Annotated in this window: 14 protein-coding genes, 1 tRNA gene, 4 pseudogenes and 1 riboswitch; of the genes and pseudogenes, 10 read left to right on the top strand and 9 right to left on the bottom strand. The window is 66.0% G+C overall.

Annotated elements, in window-relative coordinates; translation table 11 throughout:
* From mscL to QOC76_RS01715, 3 genes are all read right to left on the bottom strand, one after another.
* A partial coding sequence (gene mscL / locus QOC76_RS01725) for a large-conductance mechanosensitive channel protein MscL (protein WP_526353513.1) occupies positions 1-284 on the bottom strand: 284 nt, incomplete at its 3' end.
* Between the two features lie 80 nt (positions 285-364).
* Entirely contained in the window at positions 365-1,012 is a 648-nt protein-coding gene (locus QOC76_RS01720) for an SAF domain-containing protein (protein WP_526353510.1), read from the bottom strand.
* Positions 1,013-1,087: 75 nt separating this feature from the next.
* Positions 1,088-1,441 carry an FmdB family zinc ribbon protein gene (locus QOC76_RS01715; protein WP_526353508.1) on the bottom strand — a complete coding sequence of 118 codons (354 nt, stop codon included), beginning with the start codon at positions 1,439-1,441 and terminating at the stop codon, positions 1,088-1,090.
* A 180-nt stretch (positions 1,442-1,621) separates the two neighbouring features.
* Here QOC76_RS01715 and QOC76_RS01710 point away from each other — a divergent pair, with 180 nt between their 5' ends.
* Genes QOC76_RS01710 through QOC76_RS01700 form a run of 3 tightly spaced genes read left to right on the top strand, consistent with a single transcriptional unit; the run spans position 1,622 to position 3,847 of the window.
* Complete coding sequence (locus tag QOC76_RS01710; RefSeq protein WP_526353506.1) at positions 1,622-2,203, top strand: hypothetical protein; 582 nt, start codon at positions 1,622-1,624, stop codon at positions 2,201-2,203.
* Entirely contained in the window at positions 2,200-3,144 is a 945-nt protein-coding gene (locus tag QOC76_RS01705; protein ID WP_526353504.1) for an HTTM domain-containing protein, read from the top strand. The genes QOC76_RS01710 and QOC76_RS01705 overlap by 4 nt, the downstream gene beginning before the upstream one ends.
* Before the next feature lie 16 nt (positions 3,145-3,160).
* Positions 3,161-3,847, top strand: a complete 687-nt coding sequence (locus tag QOC76_RS01700; RefSeq protein ID WP_526353501.1) for a GmrSD restriction endonuclease domain-containing protein — start codon at positions 3,161-3,163, stop codon at positions 3,845-3,847.
* A gap of 23 nt (positions 3,848-3,870) precedes the next feature.
* Here the strand turns inward: QOC76_RS01700 and QOC76_RS01695 are convergent, their stop codons facing one another.
* Positions 3,871-4,440, bottom strand: a complete 570-nt coding sequence (locus tag QOC76_RS01695; RefSeq protein WP_526353499.1) for a 5-formyltetrahydrofolate cyclo-ligase — start codon at positions 4,438-4,440, stop codon at positions 3,871-3,873.
* An 87-nt stretch (positions 4,441-4,527) separates the two neighbouring features.
* Between QOC76_RS01695 and QOC76_RS01690 the strand changes: the two genes are divergently transcribed.
* The 3 genes from QOC76_RS01690 to QOC76_RS01680 are packed head-to-tail and all read left to right on the top strand — an operon-like array spanning position 4,528 to position 7,434.
* Entirely contained in the window at positions 4,528-5,439 is a 912-nt protein-coding gene (locus QOC76_RS01690; RefSeq protein WP_526353497.1) for a UTP--glucose-1-phosphate uridylyltransferase, read from the top strand.
* A gap of 37 nt (positions 5,440-5,476) precedes the next feature.
* A complete protein-coding gene (gene glp, locus QOC76_RS01685) occupies positions 5,477-6,766 on the top strand; it encodes a molybdotransferase-like divisome protein Glp (protein ID WP_526353495.1) in 1,290 nt (429 codons plus the stop codon).
* 14 nt (positions 6,767-6,780) lie between these two features.
* Positions 6,781-7,434, top strand: coding sequence for a GNAT family N-acetyltransferase (locus tag QOC76_RS01680; RefSeq protein WP_526353493.1), 654 nt, complete (start codon positions 6,781-6,783; stop codon positions 7,432-7,434).
* A gap of 65 nt (positions 7,435-7,499) precedes the next feature.
* Here QOC76_RS01680 and QOC76_RS01675 read toward each other — a convergent pair.
* Positions 7,500-8,376 (bottom strand): annotated as a pseudogene (locus tag QOC76_RS01675) (hypothetical protein).
* Positions 8,377-8,585: 209 nt separating this feature from the next.
* Between QOC76_RS01675 and sepX the strand changes: the two are divergent.
* From sepX to QOC76_RS01660, 3 genes and pseudogenes are all read left to right on the top strand, one after another.
* A complete protein-coding gene (sepX, locus tag QOC76_RS01670; protein WP_526353491.1) occupies positions 8,586-9,632 on the top strand; it encodes a divisome protein SepX/GlpR in 1,047 nt (348 codons plus the stop codon).
* A gap of 63 nt (positions 9,633-9,695) precedes the next feature.
* Positions 9,696-9,768, top strand: a tRNA-Ala gene (locus tag QOC76_RS01665).
* A 197-nt stretch (positions 9,769-9,965) separates the two neighbouring features.
* A pseudogene (locus tag QOC76_RS01660) lies at positions 9,966-10,058 on the top strand (glucose-6-phosphate dehydrogenase); the annotation flags it as partial.
* A gap of 193 nt (positions 10,059-10,251) precedes the next feature.
* On the opposite strand, the gene QOC76_RS01655 reads toward QOC76_RS01660, so the two are convergent.
* On the bottom strand, positions 10,252-13,461 hold the full coding sequence (locus QOC76_RS01655) for an ATP-binding protein (protein WP_526353489.1): 3,210 nt from the start codon (positions 13,459-13,461) through the stop codon (positions 10,252-10,254).
* Positions 13,462-13,540: 79 nt separating this feature from the next.
* A pseudogene (locus tag QOC76_RS01650) lies at positions 13,541-13,630 on the bottom strand (phosphate transport system regulatory protein PhoU); the annotation flags it as partial.
* Between the two features lie 188 nt (positions 13,631-13,818).
* On the opposite strand from QOC76_RS01650, the gene QOC76_RS01645 reads away from it, so the two are divergent.
* Positions 13,819-14,142, top strand: a complete 324-nt coding sequence (locus QOC76_RS01645) for a TetR-like C-terminal domain-containing protein (protein WP_353365285.1) — start codon at positions 13,819-13,821, stop codon at positions 14,140-14,142.
* Between the two features lie 521 nt (positions 14,143-14,663).
* Here QOC76_RS01645 and QOC76_RS01640 read toward each other — a convergent pair.
* Positions 14,664-14,846, bottom strand: a pseudogene (locus tag QOC76_RS01640) (ExeA family protein); the annotation flags it as partial.
* 113 nt (positions 14,847-14,959) lie between these two features.
* Entirely contained in the window at positions 14,960-15,193 is a 234-nt protein-coding gene (locus tag QOC76_RS01635; protein ID WP_526353486.1) for a hypothetical protein, read from the bottom strand.
* 30 nt (positions 15,194-15,223) lie between these two features.
* Positions 15,224-15,335, bottom strand: a riboswitch (SAM riboswitch).
* Between the last annotated feature and the right edge of the window lie 512 nt (positions 15,336-15,847).

The raw sequence follows: 15,847 nt of genomic DNA, 5'->3' as shown, positions 1-15,847 counted from the left end.
GGCAGCACGATGACGAAGTAGATGACGGCCGCGACGATCAGGAAGTTGATGAAGGCCGACAGCACGGCATTGAAGTCGACGAACTGCTCGGGATCGCCACCCAGCGAAATCTTGAGAATTCCGTACTCCCTGCCGCCGCCCGCGCCGAGCCGGTCGACCAACGGCTGAATCACCTTTTGGGTGAACGAGGTGACCAGTCCCGTGAACGCCGCGCCGATCACCACCGCGACCGCGAGGTCGATGACGTTGCCGCGCGAGAGAAACTCCTTGAAGCCCTTGAACATGTAAGAAAATCCTTCCTGCCGCCGGTATGCGATCTTGACCAGGAGAGGTGCCACGTTAGTCGCATCGAAACGCTGGCAGGTCAATGAAACGTCAGGGTCACCGCCTGCATCAGGGTCGCGCCCGCGACGTCGTTGGCGGCATGCCCGGGCAGTGCGACGAGGACGACCCGGTCACCTCCGCCGCCGGGACCCTTCTGCTTCTCCGACACCAGCACCACCACCGCGTCGGTCGCCACCACCCGCGGATCGACGTCGTCGTCGGCCGCCGCCAGCACGTCGACCACATCGCCGGGCCTTACAAGATCCAGCAGTGCCGTGTCGGCCAGGTGCAGAGGCACGATGCGGGCGTCGGGACCCGCCGCCGACCGGGCCAGCCGCGGGCCGAGCAGTCGCACGTCGGTGAGCACCTCGCCGCGACGGGCCGGGCCGGCCAGGGTCGAACCGACCACCTTGTCCATGGCTGCTTCGGAGCCGTCGGGAACCGTTGCGGCCGAGCGTCTTTCGAGCCGCACATCGGCAGCAGTCAGCTCGATCCCCGGAGAGAGATCGCGGGCGGCCACGACAATGTCGGTCTGGTCGCCTTGGGGGTCGGACCGAAGCGCTGCAACCGCGGCGAGTATCACGAGTGCGCCGGCGACGGCCCTGCGGGCGGCGACGGTGCGTGTCCAATCAGGCCGCCAGTCGTGGACGAGCCGGCTCACAACCGACGGATTGAGCGATTCCCCCATGCCGCAACGCTAGGCAGCGCAACCGCCCGACGGGCGGGGCGTCGGGCCAGGCTGTGGATAACTATCGAGCGTGGGTCAGCTGGAGGCTGCGGCGGGCGCCGACGAACTCGAGCTGCCGGCCGACGAACTCGAGCTGTCCGACTTGGCGGCATCCGACTTCTTGTCCGACTTGTCCGACTTCTCCGACGACGTCGACTCGGCGCCCTTGGACTCGGCGCTCTTCGGGGAGCCGTTGGACGAGGCCTTTGCGGCCTCGCGGCTGTCGGTGCGGTAGAAGCCGCTGCCCTTGAACACAACGCCCACCTTGCCGAACAGCTTGCGCAGCCGCCCCTCGCACTGCGGGCATTGGGTCAGCGCGTCGTCGCTGAAGGCTTGCACCACGTCGAATTTGTTGTCGCATTCAGTGCATGCATAGGAATAGGTAGGCAACGAAAACCCCTCCGTGAACGTCTGACTACTTAGCACTCTACCGAGTTAAGTGCTAAAACCGCTACGCGGCCTTCATGATTCCCGCCCGCATTGAGGTCGCCGGCCTTTGCGTTCGGTGAGCTATCGTTCACTGGGCTTTTTCGATGGCGACAGGACAGCGGACAGCGCGAGAAGGTTGGAATGCCGGAACATGATGGGGAGGAGCGGGGTCTCCGCTGGCACCTAAAGGGGCTCTCCAGCCTCCAGCAAAGGTTCGAGGAGTCCCCCGTCGGCGAAATCGCGATAAGCGTCCTCGTCGCGGTCGTCATTATCGTAGGCGTCGCGTGGAATCTGCCTGAGTCACCGATCAAGCGGAGCCTGTTACCGATCGTTGGTCCCGTCGCGGCTGCGACGTACGTCAACCAGGAGTGGGCGCTCTTTGCGCCCGTTGTTCCCACCCGGACCGAAACGGTGGAGGTGCAGGTCATTATGGCTGACGGTTCTGTGCGTGTATGGACAGCCGCGCCTGGCGACCGCCTGACGGGGGCCATCGCTTTGGCTAGGTGGAAAAGGTTGATGAACTTCGCAATCATCAAACCGGAAATTCGACCGGGGATCGCGCGCTGGGTTGTCCGGCGGGTCACACGGCCGTCCGAACACCCCGTTCGCGTGGCGATGGTGTTGCGGGTGCAGAATCTGCCGCCACCGGGCGAGGAGGGTAGAACCCTAGGAGCCACCGCCGGCAAGGTTCTCTACCAGGAAGACCTGACAGGACCGCAATGACCGAGACGGACGGCCGACGATCACGACTCGCTGGCGTCGTAGACGGTTGGCGTCAGTTTTGGTTCGCCCCTCAGCCCGCGTACACGCTGGGTCTAGTAAGGATGGCCTTCGGTGCCTTGGTGGTGGCTTGGGCCGTCGCGTTGCTGCCCGACCTGTACGAATTCTTCGGCGAACAGGGTATAGAACCGCAGCAACCTCACTGGGACTATGAATGGGGCATCTTCAACATCTCAACCAGCGATACGGCCGTAGTCGTCGGGTGGGCCCTGCTACTGCTGGCTGCGATCGCGTTGACCATCGGATGGCACAGCAGGCTCGCCGCCGTCGTGGTCTTCGTGCTCATTCAGTCGTTCATGCAGCGCGAGCGTTGGGTGATGAATGGCGGCGACGCACTGATGAGCGTCGAGGCCATGTTCTTGGCCCTGTCTTCATGCGGCGCAGCCTTATCGCTGGATCAGCGCCGTCGGGCCGGATCCTTCTGGTCGGCCCAATGCCGCGCGCCGTGGCCTCTGCGGCTGCTGCAAGTTCAGATGTCGCTGATCTACCTGGTCAACGTTCAGGCCAAGCTCGCAGGAAAATCTTGGCTTGACGGCTCTGCCGCCTCCTATGCGTGGCGCGCATGGCCACTGTTTCCAGCGCCAGACTGGCTTACCTCCAACGCGTTACTGGTCAATGCGGCGACTTGGGGCACGATACTGATTGAGCTGGCGATTGCGATCCTCGTGTGGAACCGGCGGTGCCGGCCCTGGGTGCTGGGTGCGGGTGTGATGCTGCATGTGGCGATCATGATCACCATCGCCGTCGGGTTCCACAGTCTTGCCATCTTCGTGCTATATCTCGCCTTCGTCCCATGGCAGACGGCGAAGCGACTCCCTGAAAAACTCAAGAGACCGGCGCAGCGCGCCAAACCGGACTCAGAGCCTGTCAATCCGGCCCAATAAGGCTGAAATTCGGGCGTTGCCAGCCCGTCTGCTGTTTGGCCTGGCGGCCATCTTGCAGGGCATCGTCCGACTGCCCTGGCATGACACACCGGTGTTGCCGTCGTTCGATTCGTCACCTGCCGCCTCCGTCAGCCTCGCTTATGACACCGCGCGCGCGACGCTGAATCGGCTGCCGGTCAAGGGCTGGGACCGCAACACCGACTTCGCCCGCTACCGGTTCGGCGAGCCGTGGAGCGACGATGTCAGCGTCGAGTTCGGCCACAATGGCTGCAACACGCGCGACGACATCCTTCGCCGGGATCTCGCCGACCTGGTCGTTCGTCCGGGCACCTGCTACGCGCAGAGCGGCGTGCTGCACGACCCCTACACCGGCCAGGCCATCGCGTTCACGCGCGGCCCGACAACGTCGGAGGCTGTGCAGATCGATCATCTGGTTTCGCTGTCCGACGCTTGGTACAAGGGCGCGCGCGGCTGGGACGATCAGCGTCGCCGCGACTTCGCCAACGACCCGCGCAACCTGCTGGCCGTCGCCGGGCAGGCCAACTTCGACAAGGCTTTTCGCGATGCCACCGCGTGGCTGCCGCCCAATGCGGCGTTCCGCTGTGACTTCGTCGCGCGGCAGATCGATGTGAAGGCCGCCTACGGGCTGTGGCTGTCGAAGAACGAGAAGCGGGCGATGGGGGACGTGCTCGCCCGGTGTTGACTCGGTGTCGATTCAGTGTTGACTCAGCGTTCTCGGCCCAGTTCGACGAGGCCGCGGCGCGGCGTGAGCGCGTGGGTCATCGGGACGTCGTGAGGCTCGGCCGGTATCTCGTCGACCAGTTCGTCGTCGCGGACCACCGCCACCAGGCGTGCGCCGGAAAGGGCGAGCGGCAGGCTCCGATCGTAGAAGCCCGCGCCACGGCCCAGCCGCGCCCCGGCCCGGTCGACGGCCAGCGCGGGCACGAACACCACCGTCGCCTCGGCCACCGCCTCGGCGGGCAGCCATGGCTTCTGCGGTTCTTGCAGTCCCAGCCGGGCCGGGACGAGCCGGCCGGGTTGATACCGCCCCCACTGCATCGGCAGGGGCATGCCGTCGGCGCCGCTGCGCGCCACGGGCAGCAACACCCGCTTGCCGAGCCGTAACAGTATGTCCAACAACGCGACTGACCCCGGCTCGAATCTGATCGGCACGTAGGCGCAGACCGTCGATCCATGGCCGACCACGTCGGGAAGATGGCCGCACAAGGCCTCGGCCTCGGCGTCGTGAACCTCAGGGTTGACTGCGCGGCGGGCCGCCAGGACCACCGCCCGCATCTCCGCTTTACTCCTGCAGCCCACGCGTCCACGATGACACGGCGCGGACACAGGCGGCACATAACTCGAGGGCGATAGTGTTGAACGATGACACGCGCCCAGGTCTCGATACCGCGGACTGCGGTCGTCCCCGCCGCCGGATTGGGAACCCGTTTCCTGCCCGCGACCAAGACGGTGCCCAAGGAGTTGCTGCCCGTCGTTGACACGCCGGGCATCGAACTCGTGGCCGCCGAAGCCGCGGAGGCCGGCGCCGAGCGACTGATCATCGTCACCTCAGAAGGCAAGGACAGCGTCGTCGCCCACTTCGTCGAGGACCTCGTCCTCGAGGGCACGCTGGAAGCCCGCGGCAAGAAGTCGATGCTGGAGAAGGTCCGCCGCGCACCCGCCCTGATCAAGGTGGAGTCGGTGGTGCAGGCAGAACCTCTCGGTCTCGGGCACGCGGTCAGCTGCGTCGAACCCGCGTTGATGCCCGACGAAGACGCCATTGCGGTGCTGCTGCCCGACGACCTTGTGCTGCCGACCGGCGTGCTGGAGACGATGTCGAAGGTGCGGGCCAAGCGTGGCGGTTCGGTGCTCTGCGCGATCGAGGTGCCGAGGGAAGAGATCAGCGCCTACGGCGTCTTCGATGTCGAGACCGTTCCAGACACCAACAATCCCAACGTTTTACGGGTCAAGGGCATGCTCGAGAAGCCCAAGGCCGAGGACGCGCCGTCGCTGTATGCGGCCGCGGGGAGGTACGTGCTCGACCGCAAGATCTTCGACGCGCTGCGTCGGGTGCAGCGCGGATCGGGCGGCGAGATCCAGCTGACCGATGCGATCGCGCTGCTGATCAACGAGGGGCATCCGGTCCATGTCGTGGTGCATCGCGGCGATCGACACGACCTGGGAAATCCCGGCGGGTACCTCAAGGCTGCGGTTGACTTTGCGTTGAAGCGCGACGACTACGGCCCCGAACTGCGGCGGTGGTTGGTGGAACGGCTCGGGCTGATCGACTGCTGACGCATCACGACGGCCCCGCAACGGAGAAAGGCGTCTTGTGCGTTCGGTGGAGGAGCAACAGGCTCGGGTCACGGCCGCTGCGGTAGCCCCTCGGCCCGTAAGAGTCGCAATCGCTGAGGCCCAGGGCCTGATGTGCGCCGAGGAAGTAGTCACCGAGCGCCCGCTGCCCGGGTTCGACCAGGCCGCGATCGACGGGTACGCCGTGCGCAGCGTCGACGTGCTGGGCGTGTCGCCGATAACGGGCGCCAATGACGGCGAGGGCGACGACGGCGACGATGCGGCTGACGGTGATCAGCAGGTGAGCCTGCCCGTGATGGGCGTCATCGAGGCGGGCGCGCGGACGCCGAGCCGGCTGCAGCCGCGGCAGGCCGCCCGCGTGCAAACCGGCGCGCCGATGCCGACCCTTGCCGATGCGGTGCTGCCGCTGCGGTGGACCGACGGCGGCCAGTCTCGGGTGCGGGTGCTGCGGCCGGTGCGCTCGGGCGCCTATGTCCGTCGCACCGGTGACGACGTCCAGCCCGGCGATGTCGCGGTGCGGTCGGGGACGATCATCGGTGCGGCGCAGGTGGGTCTGCTGGCGGCCGTCGGCCGTGAACGTGTGCTGGTCCATCCGCGGCCGCGGCTGTCGGTGATGTGTGTCGGCGGCGAGCTCGTCGACACCTCCCGCACGCCGGGCAACGGCCAGGTGTACGACGTCAACTCGTATGCGCTGGCCGCGGCGGGCCGCGATGCGGGCGCCGAGGTGAACCGGATCGGCATCGTCGACACCGAGCCGAAGGAACTGCGCGATGTCGTCGAGGGGCAGGTGAATCGCGCCGAAGTGCTGGTGATCGCGGGAGCCGTCGGTGGCGCGGCCGCCGAAAGCGTCCGCTCGGTGCTCGCCGAACTCGGCGAGATGGAGGTGACCCGGATCGCGATGCATCCGGGTTCGGTCCAAGGCTTCGGTCAACTCGGTGTCGAGGGCGTGCCGGTGTTTCTGTTGCCTGCCAATCCGGTCAGTGCGCTGGTGGTGTTCGAAGTGATGGTGCGGCCGCTGATCCGGCTGTCGCTGGGCAAGCGGCAGCCGATGCGGCGGATGGTGCAGGCGCGTGCGCTGTCGCCGATTGAATCCGTGGCCGGCCGCAAGGGGTATCTGCGCGGACAGCTGATGCGCGACCAGGACACCGGCGAGTACCTCGTGCAGGCGCTCGGCGGCGCGCCGGGCGCGTCGTCGCATCTGCTGGCGACGCTGGCCGAGGCGAACTGTCTGGTGGTAGTTCCCACCGAGGCCGAACAGATCCGTACCGGCGAGATCGTGGACGTGGCCTTCCTCGCGCAGCGCGGCTGAGCGACAATCCCGTCGTGAACCTGTGGCACTCCTCCTCCGCCCACCCGGGCTGGCCGATGCGGGTCGGCCCGCTTCGAGTACCGGGCGGGGTCGTCGGTCTGCGCCCGGTTCGGCTGCGCGACGGCGCGGTGTGGAGTCGCATCAGGCTTGCCGACCGCAGGCATCTGGAACCATGGGAGCCGAGCACGGACGTCAATTGGGTAGTGCGACATTCGATTTCGCAATGGCCGGCGGTCTGCTCGGGGCTGCGGTCGGAGGCCCGCAAGGGTCGCATGCTGCCCTACGTGATCGAGGTCGACGGGGAATTCGGTGGTCAGCTGACGATCGGCAACGTCACCCACGGGGCGTTGCGGTCGGCGTGGATCGGCTACTGGGTGGCGAGCTCGCATACGGGCGGGGGTGTGGCGACCGCGGCGCTGGCGCTCGGCATGGACCATGCGTTCGGCCCGGTCAGGCTGCATCGGCTGGAGGCGACGGTGCGACCGGAGAACGCCGCGAGCCGCGCCGTCCTGGCGAAGGCCGGGTTCCGCGAGGAAGGGCTGCTGAGGCGTTATCTCGAGGTCGACGGCGCGTGGCGCGACCACTTGTTGATGGGCATCACGGTCGAGGAGGTCAACGGCTCGGTGAGCTCGCTGCTGGTCCGCGAAGGACACGCGAACTGGACCTGAAGTTCGGCGGCGCGACTGTGCGGATTCGGAGACATCTCGACCGCAAAGCATCCGAATCCGCACAGTCACCACGTCTTCGGACAACCGCGGGCGACGAGTGCCGCGCCGACGCGGTTGCAGACGAGCCGCTGCGCGCTGCGGACCATGCGACTGGTCACCCGAAAGTCCTGCCAGCCGAGCTCGGGCAATCGGGTGAAGCGCTCGACGCCCTTTTGCCGCTGCCGCGGTTCGGTCCAATGATGCGCACCCTCGAAGTCGACGCCGGACGAGGTACTCGCGCCAGCCCATGTCGATGACCGCGACAAGCACGCCGTATCCGTCGTACACGTGGATCTGCGTCTCCGGTCGCGGAAATCCAGCGCGCACGAACATCAGTCGGGTCAGCGATTCCCATGGCGACTCGGCACCGCTGTCGACAAGATCGAGCGTCCGACGCAACTGCGTCAGGCCGCGCACACCGGGATGCAGCGCGACCACCGACTCGATATCGCTGACCTTCAGGTCGGTCGCGTTCATCAGTGCGTCGACACGCTGGACGCCTGCGACGAGATCGACACGCCTGCCGATGTCGAATGCGGTGCGCGCGGTGGTCGTCACGCGCATGTCGCCGACGCGTCGAGTCTCGCCCGCCGCGAGGTCGTCGGTGTGCACCGTGAGCATCGGCGGGGAGCGCCTGTTCGTGTGTACCAACTCGGCGGGCAGGTCAGGCTCGATCCACTTCGCGCCCAGAGTCGCGGCGGCTGACAAACCCGCCAGCACGCCGCGTCGGCGGGACCATAACCACGCTGCTCTAGCCCTCTGAGCTGCGGAAAGCTCAGCCCCCCGCGGAACATGCACGCCCGGATAGACCGGCGCGAAGGACCGCCGCAATCGATGGTCCGACAACAGACCGGCCGCGACGGCCTCGCGGCCGCGAAACGGCCACTGCGATTCCTCCCGCATGGTCGGAGCCTGCCGACGGTGACCGACACCCACAGACCCGACTGCGCCGATCTGTGCACAGTCGAGCAATTAAGAGTGCTGTGGCAAATGTGACATATGTGACTGTTGGTGCTTGTCACCAGGGAATTACAGGTGTGTAATTGTCTCGGCGCGCCACCGATGGATGCGCTGGTCACGGACCTAGCCTGATGGGGAAAGGAGCCGGCGTCATGCCAAGCATCCCCCAATCCCTCCTGTGGATCTCTCTTGTTGTGCTCTGGCTCTTCGTGCTGGTTCCGATGTTGATCAGCAAGCGCGATGCCGTGCGGCGCACGAGCGACGTGGCATTGGCGACGCGGGTCCTCAACAGCACGACCAGCTCGCGACTGCTCAAGCGCGCGGGACCCGCATCGGGTCACCGCAGTGATCCGGACTGGCGGCCGTCCGAGGACGACCTCGACGAGACCTACGACGACGACGCGTACGACGACGATGACGAGGAAGAGGAGCCGCAGACCGCGGTGGTGCTCGCGGCGCCCGTCATCGAGGATGCCGAACCGGACTACCTCGACGTCGACGTCATCGAAGAACCGGTGGGTGCCCTGCCCGTCGGCGCGTCGGTTACCGAGGAGGAACTCGGCGAAACCGACGAGCTGACACTGAGTTTCGAGAAACCCCAAGAAGCCGAAGAAGAGGAGAACGTCGACACCGCGGTCTACGAGATCGCGACCGACGAATACGAAGAAGAGGCGGACGGCACCGCCGAGGAGTACGAGTACGTCGAAGACTCCTCGGGCCTCGAGGCCCCTGAAGACAGCGATGGGCGGATGGCCGACTCGATGATGGCCGCGCGGCGGCGCCGCTACGACCCGGCGAAGGCAGCGGCGATCAGTGCCCGCAAGTACAAATTCCGCAAGCGGATGCTGGCGTTCATGACGCTGATGATGATGGCGTCGGCGGCAGCCGCGTACTTCGTGCAGCCGATGGGTTGGTACCTCTGCGGCGGCGGCGGCGCGGTGACGCTGCTCTACCTGGGATATCTGCGCAGGCAGACGCGCATCGAGGAACGGCTGCGGCGACGCAGGGCCAAGCGGGCGGCACGTGCGCGCCTCGGTGTGGAGAACACCGAGGACGACGACCTCGACCTGGTCCCGTCGCGGCTGCGCAGGCCGGGCTCGGTGGTGTTGGAGATCGACGACGAGGACCCGATCTTCGAGCATCTGGAGTACGCACCGGCGGCCCGCGGCTACGACCTGCCGAAGGCGGTCGGGCAGTAATTCGGCGTCCCGTCTGCCGGTTTCTGGCGCGGGGGATTGACTGGTAGCCTGTGCTACCGACCAGGGGCTATGGCGCAGTTGGTAGCGCGACTCGTTCGCATCGAGTAGGTCAGGGGTTCGATTCCCCTTAGCTCCACAGGAATTGATGCAGTTCAGAACACTAAAGCCGGTTGGCCACCGTGGAGGCTCAAGACGGTCAACCCGCAGTCAGCCCGCAGGAGAACCCGCAGAGCTGACCAGCAGAGGCCATACAGCCGCCCGAAACGTCGCCGGTAGCAAACTCATTGGCTCGCACCCATGCGGGCCGCCTCGGCGGCGGCGCGGATCGCGGCCGGCCGCGACCTCCCATCCGCTCATCCGATGGACGCCGCGCTGCGCCGGATACTCGATGAGCACTTGGCACTGCGGGTAGATCTGCCCACGTAGCTATGCCGCCGCACCGGACCAAGCGACATGCCGTGCGGTGTCGTCGCCACTGAGTAGCATCGCGCGAATGGAATCGCTAACCATGGACGTCGGAGGACTTCCGCAGCGTCGTGCTGCGGGGTGCCAATGTCGCATCCTCCAAATTCGACATCGGTGAACAGAAACGTCACCACCCCCGAAGGAGCAGCACCCGTCATGGCATCGCCTCGGCCCAAGCGATGTGTCCCTCGAAGCCGAGCGATGTCGCCATGTCGCGGTAGCGATTCCGGAAGTGCGCGTAAGCTGCGGCATCGTCGTGAGCCCGCGCCAGGAGAGCGTGTAGCCGCAGCAGCCAGACTTCACGTATGACGAGCCCGTCGTCGGCTGGCGCGTTCGCCAACCTGGTAATCGCGGCCTCGGCTTCGGCCACCTCAGCGGCCGCCCCGCGGTCCAATAGTGTCTCCACCAGAACACCCGTCGCAGGAACGCCCCACGCCAGCAGCTGTCTCCCGCGGAACAGATGGTCAACGGCGGCGCGCCCGAGCGGTATGGCGCCATCGCGATCTTCACGCCGAGCCCTCTCACGTGCCAAGTAGAGATTGATCATCGGTACCTCGGCTAGGTTGTGCCCCCGGCGCAGGAACACCTCGGCGACCTCGGCCAGGAGCTTGTGTCCGCCGTCACGCTCCGCATCTGTGTGGCGGTGTACCAGCGCCATGCCCATCGTTGCCCGGGCATTCGACACCGCGAGATCATCGCCGGATCGTTCTGCGATCTGTACAGCATCCTCGATCTCGCGCAGCGCGGAATCGTCGGGGCGCAGCGCGCCAGTCGCTATTCCCGGGAAATAGGCGTAGGCGACGACCATGGCGTAGGACAGGGGGTCGACGCTGCGAGCCATGGCCAGGCCCTGCCGCAGGTCGTCGCGCCATCCAGGACGACCCAGGAAATACCGGCCAATACCGCGCATGGTGAAGGCGAGCGCTAATGGAGACCCGATAATGAAGTTGCCTTTCCACGGGTCACCGTCGGCCAGGTCGATGACCCTTTGTGACCACCGCTCCACGTCATTGGCCTCGATGCGTTCAGCCTTGGCGTAGATCACCGGCACGGACAGCCCCACGGTGAAGGTCGCATCGCCGATCGACTCGATGAGGGTCCAGGCTTCCGATGCCAGCTGCGACGCCTCACGCATGCGGTCCCGATACGCGTGATCCATCACCAGCCCTGCCATGGCGATGGCCAGTGAGGCCTTGTCCCCGGCGGCGGCGCACAACTCCCGCAGTTCATCAAAGCGGTCACCGGCAACATTCACGTGGACTCGCCAGGCGATCCCGCACAACATGGTCCGAGGAGCGATGCGCAGGGCGGCTCGGTTGGGGTCCTCGGCGGGTAATGCGTCGGCGATCGTTTGGGCGCGCTCCCAACTCAATCGGGCGGCGGCGATGTCGCGGTTGGTCGCCCACGTTGCGGCACGCATGTGCCAGCCGTAGGCGGCCTGCAAATCACCGGCGGCCTGCAGATGTTCGGCGATCAGCGCCGCATTCTCCTCGGCCGCCGCCGGGTCATGTGATTCGATGGCGGCCGCGACGCGCCGATGCAGGTCGGCGCGGTCTGATTTGAGTTGTGATTCGTAGGCCACTGTGCGAATGAGCGGGTGGTGGAACAGGTACTCCGGTTGCCGGGTGAAGCCGACCTGATCGATGAGTTGAGCGGCCAGCAGATCGTCAACGACAGCTTCAACCCCCAGCGCAGTCAGCAGATCCAGGGTGAATCGCACGCCGAGCACTGCCGCTGCGCTGAGCGTGCGCTTTGCTTTCGGGTCGAGGCGGTCGATGCGCGCGGCGATGGTCGCCTGCAAGGTGGCGGGCACCTTGGCCTCACCGACATCTGCCGTCGGCACGTATGCGCCGGTCTGTCCCTGCAGCACGCCGCGTTCGGCCAGGTCCCGTACGATCTCTTCGGCGAAGAAGGGATTCCCGGCGGCCCTTTCGGCGATCGTCTGGCCTAGCGCGCTATTCGAGGGGTCCGGACCGAGCAGCTCTGAGACCAGCGCCGTAGTTTCTGAATCACTCAGCGGCGCAAGGGCAACCGTGTGGGCACCTGGCACTCGGGTCAACGTGCCCCGATATTCGGGTCGGTAAGTGACCAGCACCAGCGAAGGCGTCTGGGGGATCACCGTGAGGAACTCGGCCAGCATCGACTCGCTGACCTCGTCAATCCAGTGCGCGTCCTCGACAACAAAGACCGCCGGTTGGGAGCGGGCCAGCGACGCGGCATTCACAAGTGCGGTCAACCGCCGCCGACGGGCATCGGGATCGATCTTCGGCAGCTCCACCGCGGGATCAGCAATGCCCAGCAAGTCATCAAAGAGCAGCAAGTCCTCGGGGTCTGCGTCAGGCACCCGGAAGCGCATTCGGTCACGGGCAGCCGGAGCATCCAGATCGCTCACGCCGGTGGCTGCGCCGAGCAACCGCGCCACAACCTGGAAGGGAACGTCGGTGGCGTGCGATTCGCAGTGGGCGGTGAACACCTCCACTCCGCGACGAGCAGCGATTGCCGCCACGTCACGCACCAGACGGCTCTTGCCGATGCCGGGTGGTCCGACCACGTCAACCACCGCGCCGTGGCCGTCGGTTGCGCGGTCCAACAAGCCCTCCACTGCGGACATCTCCCACCGCCGACCGACCAGATGCGACTCAGCCCGCCGGACAGCGCGATGCCCTTCGCCCATGCCCAACAGCTGACGGGCGGGCACCGGTTCCTCGGCACCCTTGATTCGAACCAACTCAGACTCACCTAGAGCCGCTGCGCCATCAACCAGTCGCGCCGTTGACGCGCTGAGCATCACCCCACCCGGCGCAGCCACCGACTCCATCCGCTGAGCCATCCCCACCTGCTCACCAACGGCGGTGTAACCGAAAGGCCCCGAACCGATCTCGCCCGCGATCACCTCACCGGAGTTCAGGCCCACGCGGACCTGGAGTGAAATGCCGTCGCGGTCCTGAACATCGACGGCAAGCCGCTTCGCCTCTTCCCGAATGCCCAACGCGGCCAGACAGGCACGAACAGCATGATCCTCAAGCGCGATCGGCGCACCGAACACGGCCATGATGCCGTCGCCGAGGAACTTGTCGACCGTGCCGCGGTAGTGCTGCACCACCGCCGCGCAGCGGTCGGCGAGATCGGCCATGATCTCGCGCAGCCGCTCCGCACCCACCGCCGCCGCGATGTCCATCGAATGCACAACATCGGCGAACAGCACCGTCACCTGCTTGTACTCCGCCGATCGGGTCGCTTGCTTTAGAGGCGTACCGCACTCGTTACAGAACTTGGAGTTCGGTGGCGCTTCCGTCCCACACGACCCGCACGACAGCCCCGTTGCTGTCACCGCACCGCGGCCGTCGTCCCCGTTGGGGTCCACGTCCCTATCGTGTCACCGCTGGTCAACGATGTCCGTCATATCGCCGTGCCATCTCCGACACGAAGTTTTGAGATAGACCCTCAGTGATGACCTGCTCGGCGAGCACCAAGTCCGCTTGCAGTAGTGCCTGCGTGGCCCGTTCCATTGCCGCCCCTGCTAGGCCACACATTTGGCCGGTCGAGGCGTTTCTGTCGGAGATGATGGCCCAATCGCCTGATCCCAACACCGTGGGTCGGCGCAGGAGGACTTCCGTAGCGTGCTGCGCGGCATGCTGCAGGTCTACTCGGGGCCACAGGTCGGGTCTTCGCGTAGCTGTCGGGGAGGGGCTATCTGATCCCTTCGTGCAGAGGGAATCTGGTGGCACCTCGCCGCGAGCTGATACGGGCGATCTGGGACCGAGGTGTTGCGCGTGGTGAATTGCGAACCGACGTCGACCCGGAGGCCGCGTTCGATCTGGTGTTCGGGCCGCTGCTATACCGGCTCCTCATCGGCCACGCGCCCGCTCGACGAAGCGGGGGTCGACGCGATCGTCGACGCGGCGATGCGCGGTCTCGCACTGAGTGGCTGACATCACTAGGCAGCTTGAATGGAATGAGTCCAGTCTTGCGTTCACCTAGAAGTGAAACTGAACGTTCAGTTTCTACGGCGGTGATCCGACCAAGCGGGTGGGACGCCGTCTGATCAGGAAGGACAACTAATGAAAATTCGCTACATCGCGCCACTTGCCATGGTCGCCACGGCGGCAGCGATCGGGTTAGCACCGCTTGCCGCAGCCGCGTCCACTACTACAGACACCGGCGCGGCGACAGTGGTCGAGTCGCCGGGCAACGCGCAGGTCACCACTGAGCCTGGGGCTACGGCGCTGCAGGCTGGCCAGCTGCAGTACCCGTGGTTTGGGTATGGGTATGGGTATGGGTATGGGGGTCATGGGGGACATCGCTAACCATCGACGTAGAGCGTGCACTCAGGGCGGGAGCTTTGCCTTCCGCCCTGAATGCACTCTGTACGGCTAAACACATCAGTTGCGGGTACGCCGCTTGTTGCGCGTCATTCTCGATGACGATTGATGGCGTCATTGGCGTTGACGAGGATCGGGTGATGAGAACGGCCCCGCTCGGTGTGGTGTGCGGGGCCGTGGTGGGCGTGGTGACGGGATGCCCGTCAGGTTGATGTGGTGCTGGTCGGGTTGAGGCGGATCGGGTTCAGTCCGCAGTGATCTCGGCGATGGCGATGCGGGCGGCTTTCTCGTCGACGATGGCGTGATCGGCGGCGAAGGCGGCGGTGAGCGCGTGCAATGCCAGGTTGTTGACCGCACGGGGGTGACCGCGCGAGGCGTTGTGGATCAGCTCGATCGCGTCATCGGAGAACAAGGTGTCGGATCGTCCGTTGTTGTTGTGCCGGCGGTGGGCCTCGATGTCGGCCTCGTCGGTGGAGGAGGGCGAAAAGCCTAGTTCGGCCGCCAACTCACGCAGCCTGACCAAGTCCAGCTCAGTCATGCCTACGCCCAGCCGCGTACCGGTCGGCGATCTGCAGGGGCGGGACATTCGTCGGCGACGCCACGCGGGGAACCAGGTGGGGGGTTGGTCGAGTGCACCAAGACCTTCTGGTACTGATAGCGGCCACACCGCTGCCACGCCCAGTGCACGCCGTCACCAGGCCACCCGAACAAGTCGTCTGTCATGGCGGCCCGGTTTGCGCCGTTGTCATCGTTGGAGTTCGAGTTCTCGGTCATTGCCCGTCCCCTACTAGGGCCTCCGCATAGAAGGCGCTCTTGCCCGCACCGGTCGGTACTGGCCGCTTCCTCATCCGAGCCACCCACGAGCGTGGGGTTGGCGTGCCGCCCAGTCGGAGCTTTGCGACGGCAACTCGTGAAGCCATTTGATTTTAGGGGCGGCGCGGGCACGGGCACATGCACCGCCCGGACGCATAGTGGGCTGCCACGCGGAGCGGTGGGACGTCCGTCAAGGACGGCAGCGGAGTCGGACGGAAACAACTTCTCATGAAGGCGACGCACCGCCTCCTTTCGGAGGCCATGTCGGTTCTGCCAAGGGCGATGGCCCGAGGAGCTGATCGAGACCGCCCGCGCCGTTCACCATCCCCGGCTCCAGTTCCTGTGTCAGATCGCGTCCGTGTGCTTCATGGCCGGAACGTTTCGGGGCGGCTATTGGTTGCGTCGAGGAGGTGGCAGTGGCGATACGCGATGGCCGCGACGAGGTGCCATTTGGCCTAGGAGGGCTTGGCCGGGGACGATCACCGCCTGGTCCTCGCGGTAATCACCCACCTCGGGGCCCGCTGACCCCACCGGCCGCATCATCGTCATCGCGGCCACCGAGGAGGTCGCGGATGGCGCCGGGCGACAGGGCGGACTTGCACAGGAATCCCACCG

Origin of the sequence: Mycobacterium sp. (assembly GCF_032159565.1) — a bacterium.
Classification (GTDB): Bacteria; Actinomycetota; Actinomycetes; order Mycobacteriales; family Mycobacteriaceae; genus Mycobacterium.
The sequence above is the reverse complement of the archived record's forward strand: the minus strand, read 5'-3'. Positions and strand labels throughout refer to the sequence as shown.